At 42.2% G+C, this 8,135-nt stretch carries 8 protein-coding genes and 1 pseudogene; 5 read left to right on the top strand and 4 right to left on the bottom strand.

Annotated features, from left to right (window positions below; translation table 11 throughout):
• Positions 1-453: 453 nt before the first annotated feature.
• Both IM322_RS01635 and IM322_RS01630 read left to right on the top strand, forming a co-directional pair.
• Positions 454-621, top strand: a pseudogene (locus IM322_RS01635) (hypothetical protein); the annotation flags it as partial.
• Positions 622-624: 3 nt separating this feature from the next.
• Entirely contained in the window at positions 625-1,437 is an 813-nt protein-coding gene (locus tag IM322_RS01630) for an urease accessory protein UreD (protein ID WP_287675813.1), read from the top strand.
• Positions 1,438-1,458: 21 nt separating this feature from the next.
• On the opposite strand, the gene ispE is transcribed toward IM322_RS01630, so the two are convergent.
• Both ispE and rsmA read right to left on the bottom strand, forming a co-directional pair.
• Positions 1,459-2,400: a 4-(cytidine 5'-diphospho)-2-C-methyl-D-erythritol kinase gene (ispE, locus tag IM322_RS01625; RefSeq protein ID WP_287675814.1), complete on the bottom strand. Its 942-nt coding sequence runs from the start codon at positions 2,398-2,400 to the stop codon at positions 1,459-1,461.
• Between the two features lie 17 nt (positions 2,401-2,417).
• The gene (rsmA, locus tag IM322_RS01620; protein WP_287675816.1) at positions 2,418-3,224 is read right to left on the bottom strand and encodes a 16S rRNA (adenine(1518)-N(6)/adenine(1519)-N(6))-dimethyltransferase RsmA; all 807 of its coding nucleotides are present in this window, start codon (positions 3,222-3,224) and stop codon (positions 2,418-2,420) included.
• A 124-nt stretch (positions 3,225-3,348) separates the two neighbouring features.
• Here rsmA and crcB (IM322_RS01615) point away from each other — a divergent pair, with 124 nt between their 5' ends.
• Positions 3,349-3,762 carry a fluoride efflux transporter CrcB gene (gene crcB, locus IM322_RS01615; protein ID WP_287675817.1) on the top strand — a complete coding sequence of 138 codons (414 nt, stop codon included), beginning with the start codon at positions 3,349-3,351 and terminating at the stop codon, positions 3,760-3,762.
• 16 nt (positions 3,763-3,778) lie between these two features.
• Entirely contained in the window at positions 3,779-4,183 is a 405-nt protein-coding gene (gene crcB / locus IM322_RS01610) for a fluoride efflux transporter CrcB (RefSeq protein ID WP_287675818.1), read from the top strand.
• Between the two features lie 72 nt (positions 4,184-4,255).
• Here the strand turns inward: crcB (IM322_RS01610) and hpnA are convergent, their stop codons facing one another.
• A complete protein-coding gene (gene hpnA, locus IM322_RS01605) occupies positions 4,256-5,242 on the bottom strand; it encodes a hopanoid-associated sugar epimerase (protein WP_286827394.1) in 987 nt (328 codons plus the stop codon).
• 169 nt (positions 5,243-5,411) lie between these two features.
• On the opposite strand from hpnA, the gene IM322_RS01600 reads away from it, so the two are divergent.
• Positions 5,412-7,946, top strand: coding sequence for a glycogen/starch/alpha-glucan phosphorylase (locus IM322_RS01600; protein WP_287675820.1), 2,535 nt, complete (start codon positions 5,412-5,414; stop codon positions 7,944-7,946).
• 7 nt (positions 7,947-7,953) lie between these two features.
• Here the strand turns inward: IM322_RS01600 and IM322_RS01595 are convergent, their stop codons facing one another.
• Positions 7,954-8,082 (bottom strand): hypothetical protein, encoded by a 129-nt coding sequence (locus IM322_RS01595; protein WP_287675821.1) that lies wholly within the window; start codon positions 8,080-8,082, stop codon positions 7,954-7,956.
• Positions 8,083-8,135 lie beyond the last annotated feature (53 nt).

The following is an 8,135-nucleotide window of genomic DNA, read 5'->3' as shown; positions in this document are numbered from 1 at the left end:
GATAGTTTGTGCCGCTTAAATAAAGAGGTTTTGATAACCAAATTAAAGCAGCTCTAAAGAGTTTTGAGTTAAAAGTTAAACTTCAAGTTTTCATTCAGGACGAATGTACTGATTAACTAATTTTTTGGGGAAAATTAGTTAGCCCATCATTATAACATATAATTAATTTGCAAGAGTTCTATTATATCCTATTATTGTGATTTAATTAAATTATGGAGATGTCTATTCTGTCGTTAGGGATCGATGCCTGAAAGCCTCATTCTCTCGTTCCCTCTGACCCTTTTCAAACATCCTCTCAAAAAAAGGGTAACTACCGAGGCTGAAGGGGTGACAAAGTGAGACAAGTGACGAAACCCCATCTGGTTTATAGCGTTTCCTGTTCGCAAGAGGTACATTATCGATGTTGAAAAGCTTAATCAGCAAAGGTTTAACTGTGCCACACAGGTGTGAGAAATGCTATATCAAAAATTCGAGCTAAAAAATCCTCTCCTGGTCGGCAAAAAAGCAGAAAGTGAATATATTTTACTGTTCAGGGATAAAGAACAGCAAATAGAAGTTAAAATTAATCTCAGTCCTGAAAATTATCGGCAATTTCTAGAAACCATGACTGAGGATCAATAAATAATGTGGCAGGGAAACCTAGAACTAATTTACACGCAAAAAAATCTCGCAACCCAGATTAATCACGTCTATGCTACCGCCCCTTTAAAAGTACAAAGACCTTTTTATCCCGAAGGAAAAACCCTTTGTCATACGGTGATTTTACACACGGCTGGGGGAATAGTTGGGGGTGATGTTCTTCAACAAAAAATTCATCTTCAAGCCGCTACTAATGCCCTGATTACCACTGCTTCTGCTGGAAAAGTTTACCAGAGTAATGGTCAGATGTCCCAGCAATTAATCGAGATTAAAATCGATGACAATGCCAGTTTAGAATGGCTACCTCAAGAAACGATTATCTTTAATGGTGCAGCATTTCGCCAACATTTACGAGTGGATTTAGGGGAAAATAGCAGTTGGTTGGGATGGGAAATTACCCGTTTTGGTCGCAGTGCGCGAGGCGAGAAATTTTTAGCGGGAGAATGGCATTCTAATTGGGAAATTTGGCGATCTGGACAACCTTTATGGCTCGATCGCTCCTGCCTGTTAGGTGGTAAAATGATCGAGGGATTTTCCGGTTTAAATGATAGTGCCATGATCGGTACTTTAGTTTATATCGGTCAACCAGTGGGAAGAAATTTAATTGAGAAAGTTAGAGGTTTTTCCCTAGAAGGGGAGAGGGGAGTTACTAGCACTTTAGGAGATGGTCTTTTGTGTCGTTATCGGGGTAATTCTAGCGGTGAAGTGCGACAATGGTTTCAGCAGGTTTGGCAAATTTTAAGGCGAGAAATGAGCGATCGAGAGGCAATTATTCCGCGAGTTTGGTTATCTTGGTAAAGGCGGTCAATTTCACTTTTCTCAAGTCCCTTGAATGCCTGTATCGGTGATTGGGGCTATCCAAAATTGTAGATCGGGAGCGACGAGAATTTCCCGGGCCTTTTTAACGATGGTTTCCGCCACTTCCTGAGATGAACAGAGAGTAAAAACCGTCGGACCAGAGCCTGACATCATCGTTCCCAAGCCGCCTAAATCGTCTAGAACCTGTCTTAACTCGGCTACGAGGGGAAATTCGGGTAAAACCACCTTTTCGAGGTCATTATGGATAAATTTGCCGATATCGGCCGGTTTTTTCTGGGCGATCGCTTGTACCAAAGCCCCGGAACTCACCTGCTGACGACGGTGATGAAATTCCTCTGGAGAAGACAGATAGGTATCCTGAAATTTTTGCCGATAGCTTTGGTAGGCCCAGGGTGTAGAAACGGATAAATGGTCGTATTTGGCTAAAATCACCCATAATCCAGTCAGAGGAGCGATAGGATCGAGAATTTCTCCCCTTCCCGTACAGATAACCGTTCCTCCTGTCACACAAAAGGAAGTATCGGAGCCCAATCTTGCCGCTAAAGTTTCTAATTCCGGACGGGTTAAGCCTAATTCCCAGATTAAATCGATACCGACTAACACCGCCGCCGCGTTGGTGGACCCCCCCGCTAAACCGGCAGCCACGGGAATATATTTGTCGATGCTGATATCAATGCCGCCGTAATTGGCAAAGAGCCGGGGGAATTCCCTCGCCATCAAAGTGGCGGCGCGATGGGCGAGATTACTGCTATCTTGGGGGACGAGGGGATGATGGCAAAAGAGACGGAATTCCTGCAATCCGTTGGGCCGGAGAGTGATGCGATCGCATAATGCCACCGTCTGCATCACCATCACTAACTCGTGGAAACCATCGGGGCGATCGCCAACTATTTCTAGATATAAATTAATTTTAGCGGGGGCTAGAAGGGTATAACTGTGCATTTGTCAAGGAAAAAAATCTAAAATTTTGGCAATTGACCTAATTTTTCCGCCAAGTCAATCCATTGCGATAAACTGAGATCTTCGGCGCGAGCCTGGGGATTAATTTCTAATTGTGTCAGGATTTGGCTTAATCGATCGCTATCCAGACAATTTTTTAGATTATTGCGTAACATTTTGCGCCGGTTGGCAAAACCCCTGCTAATTAAAGTGGACAAAAAGGCAGCATTACTGACATTATTCGGCAAAACACGGGGTAAAAGCCTAATTACCGCCGAATCCACCTGGGGAGGTGGGGAAAAGGCCCGCCGGGGTACATCACAAATCCATTGACAATCGGCAAGGTATTGAATGCGGACGCTCAAAGCGCTGTAAGCTTTGGTGGAGGGGACAGCGACTAATCTTTCGGCGACTTCTTTCTGGACTAAGAGGGTAATACTCTGGTAAGGGGGGGTGAAAGGATGGGCGATCGAACCGAGGAGCTTTTCGAGGATCGGACCGGTGATATTATAGGGGATATTAGCCACTACCTTATTAACTGGCGGCAGTTGCTCGGGTTTAAGGGTAAGAAAGTCGCCTGGTATGAGATGAAAGTTATCTTGTTGGCCAAATTTTTTATTTAAAATTGTCCATAGATCTCGATCGATTTCTACAGCGACCACTAATTGAGCGCCATCGAGAAGACGACGGGTTAAAATGCCTGTACCCGGTCCGATTTCTAATACCCGATCTTCTGATTGTAAATTAGCAGCGCCGATGATGCGATCGAGTATCGATTCATCTTTTAACCAATGTTGTCCAAAACGTTTACGCGGTTGAATTTTCATCCCTTTATTTTAAAGTCAGAGGGGGGTCCGGGCCCAAAACATCCCTGCAAAAATTGGCGATGCGATCGATAACCGCATCAATTATGATAGAGCCTAGGCAAAGATAGCAAAAAAATTAGAGACAATGTCAGATTTGAACGATGTTTTCGCAATTGTAGCAGGAGCGGTTCCGGGGGCGTTATCTCGTTATCATATTACCGAATGGACAAAAGCAAAATTCGGCTTGCGCTTTCCCTATGGAACCTTTATTATTAATTTAACTGGCTGTCTAGCTATCGGCTTTTTTTGGGCTATTTTACCCAGTTTTACCTTTTATTCCCACCAACTAGATTTAATGGTTAGAACGGGATTTTTAGGAGCTTATACCACCTTTTCTACCTATAGTTTAGATATCTTGATTCTCTGGCGCAATCAACAAAATTTTCTCAGTCTTTTTTTTGCCGTTGCTAGTATAATTTTCGGATTGATTGCCGTGAGAATCGGGGCAGCTATTGCCCAAGTTTTTCCAGTTGAATTCTCCAATTTATTGACTATTTAACGGCAGGACAGACAGCATGGATTTTTTCAGGGGACGTTATGGTTTATTCGTGGCGATTGGGGCTATTTTGGGGGCTTTGAGTCGTTTTTATATCGCCGAATTAATTCAATATCTCTTCAGTCAAGAATGGGTATTTTTAGCTACATTTTTTGTCAATGTTTCTGGCTGTTTAGTTATTGCCTATATCTTTACTATGGTTAAGGAAAATATTCGCATAATTGCCCCAGAATTAGGATTGATGATTGCCACGGGTTTTTGTGGTTCCTATACAACTTTTTCCACCTATAGTTTGGAGGTCAACAAGTTTTTAGAGCAGGGAAACGTGACTTTCGGTTTAATTTACTGGTTGGGCAGTGTTCTTGGGGGGATGATGGCGCTTAAAATTGGAGTTATTTTAGCAAGAACAGGTTTTCCTAGATGAATTATTAAGGGCGCAAAAATAGATAAATATCTAAGCACAATTGAGAGCATCTTTTTCCTTTCCTACTCAGTCTTAATAGGTAATGTCTCCATTGGTTTGAAACCAATCGATGGCATCGGCTAAAGCTTGTCTAATCGGCGATTGGGGTAAGCCTAGTTCTTGCACTGCCTTCGAGGAATCGTAGTACATGGACTGTTTTGACATTTTCACGCCATCAAGGGGTATAGAGGGCGATTTTCCGAGGACAGGAAGAACTTTTTCATCTAACCAAGCTATTAGTAAAGGAATCCAAAAAGGTAAAACAATTTTCGGGGCATTTATGCTGGTAATTTCAGCTAATTCTGTCAACAAAGTTTTTAAAGAAGTGTTTTGATGACCTAAAATATATCTTTCGCCAGTTCTGCCCTTTTCTAAAGCTAATAAATGTCCCCAGGCCACATCGCGCACATCAATTAGATTTAATCCCGTATTCACATAAGCGGGCATTTTTCGCCGCAAAAAACGGAGAATAATGTCGCTGGTGGGTGTAGGCTTGATATCAAATGCTCCTATGGGCGTACTAGGATTAACTATAACGATATCCTGTCCTCTTTGTACTGCTTTGAATGCTTCCTGTTCTGCCCAATACTTCGATTTTTTATAATAACCCACTAATTGATGGGCGGGACTTTGATAAGTTTCATCGACACTTTCACCCTTTTTACCCACTCCAATGGCGGCCACGGAACTGGTATAAACTATTCTGGCAATTCCCGCTAAATGCGCCGATTCTAGAACATTTCTTGTGCCTAAAACATTGTTTTGGTAGAGTTGATGTCTATCCTTTTGCCAGAGAGAATAGTGCGCCGCTACATGAAAGAGAACTTCGCATCCGACCATTAATTTAAATAAGTTCTCATCATTTAAATTACCCCGGACAATTTCCACATCTAAACCCCACAAATTTCTGAGATTACTGTGGGGACGGACGAGGACGCGGACTTGGTAGCCTTCAACTAAAAGCAATCGCACTAAATTCGCCCCGATAAAACCCGTTCCACCCGTCACAAAAGCACGCATTGCTCAAACTTTCTCCTATTTTCGCTTCCTATCGTTAACTGAAATTTAATCACCTTAACTTTATTATTACTATACCTTAATCTTAGTCAAGATTTAAGCTTTTCTTGATAAAATTTGAGGACAGATTATTTTAGACTAAGAGCAGTCAATCTTCAGTAAAAATACCCCCATGAATCCATCTCCAGAGTCAACTTTTGTTTGTCCGATTATCATCGAAGACGACAGAACAGGATTAGACACAGAAACTATCCGACGGGCTTTAAGGGATAATTTACTCTATATTCAAGGTAAATTGCCAGAATTAGCCAGCAAAAACGATCTTTACCTGGCCCTAGCCTATACAATCCGCGATCGTTTATTACAGCGTTGGTTAACCACCCAACAAACCTATCTAAAAAAAGATGTCAGAACCGTTTGTTATCTCTCGGCCGAATTTTTAGTCGGTCCCCATTTGGCTAATAATTTAATTAATCTCGGTATCTACGAACAGGTGGAGAAAGCTGTCAGCGAATCGGGATTAAAACTAGAAGAATTAATTGCCCAAGAAGAAGAACCGGGGTTAGGAAATGGTGGTTTAGGTCGTTTAGCGGCCTGTTATTTAGATTCCCTTTCTACCCTAGAAATTCCCGCTATTGGTTACGGTATTCGCTACGAATTTGGTATCTTTGATCAAAGAATTCACGACGGTTGGCAGGTGGAAATAACCGATAAGTGGTTACAGTATGGAAATCCCTGGGAAATTGCCCGACCGGAAGCGGGAGTAGAGGTAAAATTTGGCGGTTATACCGAATCCTATACCGACGAAAATGGTAATTATCGCAGTCGTTGGATTCCCGATTATGTAGTCAAAGGAATTCCCTACGATACCCCAATTCTCGGCTATCGAGTTAACACCGCTAATACCATGCGTCTCTGGAAATCAGAAGCTTGTGAATCTTTTGATTTTGGTCGCTTTAATCGCGGCGATTATTATGGTGCGGTGGATAATAAAGTTCACTCGGAAAATATCAGTAAAGTTCTCTATCCTAACGATGAACCAATTCAAGGCAAAGAACTGCGTTTAGAACAGCAATATTTCTTTGTTTCCTGTTCCCTACAGGATATGATTCGTATTCACTTATATGAGAACCCCAGTCTCGATAATTTTCATCAAAAATGGTCGGTACAATTGAATGATACTCACCCTTCCGTCGGTGTGGCCGAGTTAATGCGCTTGTTAATTGATGTGCATCATTTCGATTGGGATAAAGCTTGGTTTATTACTCAAAATACCTTCGCCTATACCAATCATACTCTTTTGCCAGAAGCTTTAGAAAAATGGCCTTTGAGTATTTTTGGTCGTCTTTTACCCCGATTAATGGAAATTATCTACGAAATTAACTATCGTTTCTTGGATAAAATTCGCATTATTTATCCCCATGATGACGGCAAAATGTCCCGTTTATCTATAATCGATGAAAGCGGCGAAAAATATGTCCGTATGGCTCACCTTGCCTGTGTAGGTTCCCAAGCAATTAATGGGGTGGCAGCCCTCCATACAGAATTACTGAAAAAAGATGTTCTGCGCGATTTCTATGAACTCTTTCCCGAAAAGTTTAGCAACAAAACCAATGGAGTTACTCCCCGGCGCTGGATAGTTTCTAGTAATCCCCGCTTGACTTTTGCGATTACAGAAAAAATCGGCGAAAGTTGGATTAAGCATCTGGAGGATTTACGCGGTTTAGAAAACTATGTCGATGATGGGGTATTTCGGGACTATTGGCGACGAATTAAATACGATATTAAGGCAGATTTAGCCAACTATATCGATAAAAAAGTCGGCATTAAAGTTGATCCTAGTACCCTCTTTGATGTGCAGGTAAAACGCATTCACGAATATAAACGGCAACATCTCAACGTTTTACATATCGTCACTCTCTATCATCGCCTCAAAAATAATCCCAATCTAGATATTACACCCCGTACTTTTATTTTTGGTGGTAAGGCAGCCCCGGGTTATTTTATGGCGAAATTAATCATTAAATTGATTAATTCTGTGGCAGAAGTGATCGACAATGATCCGACGATTGGAGGACGTTTAAAAGTGGTTTTTCTGCCCGATTATAATGTCACCTTCGGTCAACGGGTTTATCCGGCTGCCGACTTGTCTGAACAAATTTCCACGGCCGGGAAAGAAGCTTCGGGAACTGGTAATATGAAATTCTCCATGAATGGGGCCTTAACTATCGGCACTCTCGATGGGGCAAATATCGAAATTCGTGAAGAGGTGGGGGCAGAAAATTTCTTTCTTTTTGGCTTGACAACCGAGGAGGTTTATGCTAAGAAAGCCCAGGGTTATAATCCCCAAGAATACTATTACCATAACGAAGAATTGCGGGCAGTCTTAGACCTCATTGGTTCGGGATTTTTTAGCCGGGGTGATAGTAGTTTATTCCGTCCGCTTGTGGATAATCTTATCTACGATGATCCCTATATGTTACTGGCCGATTATCAGTCCTATATCGACTGTCAGGAGGGTGTCGGTCGCGCCTATCAAGATCAAGAACATTGGAGTCGTTTAGCGATTCTTAATGTGGCCCGCATGGGGAAATTCTCTAGCGATCGATCGATTCGGGAATACTGCGAGGAAATCTGGCGGGTACAACCGGTAAAGATTGAATTACCCGATTATATTCAAGCTAATGCCGGTTTATCAGTAAATTAGAACAAATCTAGGCAGTAGGATCGTGTTTATTCATCCTACTGCCCACAGGTTGACATCCTCGCCGCCGTAAAACGGACGGCGATTCCTCACCACGCCACTTTTTTAGGGTGGTCGCTGAACGGGGTTGACGCTTCACCGAAAAACGCTTAATTGCTTAAGTCTGACACTTTCTCCACGCCCATTTTGAGT

Origin of the sequence: Microcystis sp. M109S1 (assembly GCF_020247025.1) — a bacterium.
GTDB lineage: Bacteria > Cyanobacteriota > Cyanobacteriia > Cyanobacteriales > Microcystaceae > Microcystis.
The sequence above is the reverse complement of the archived record's forward strand: the minus strand, read 5'-3'. Positions and strand labels throughout refer to the sequence as shown.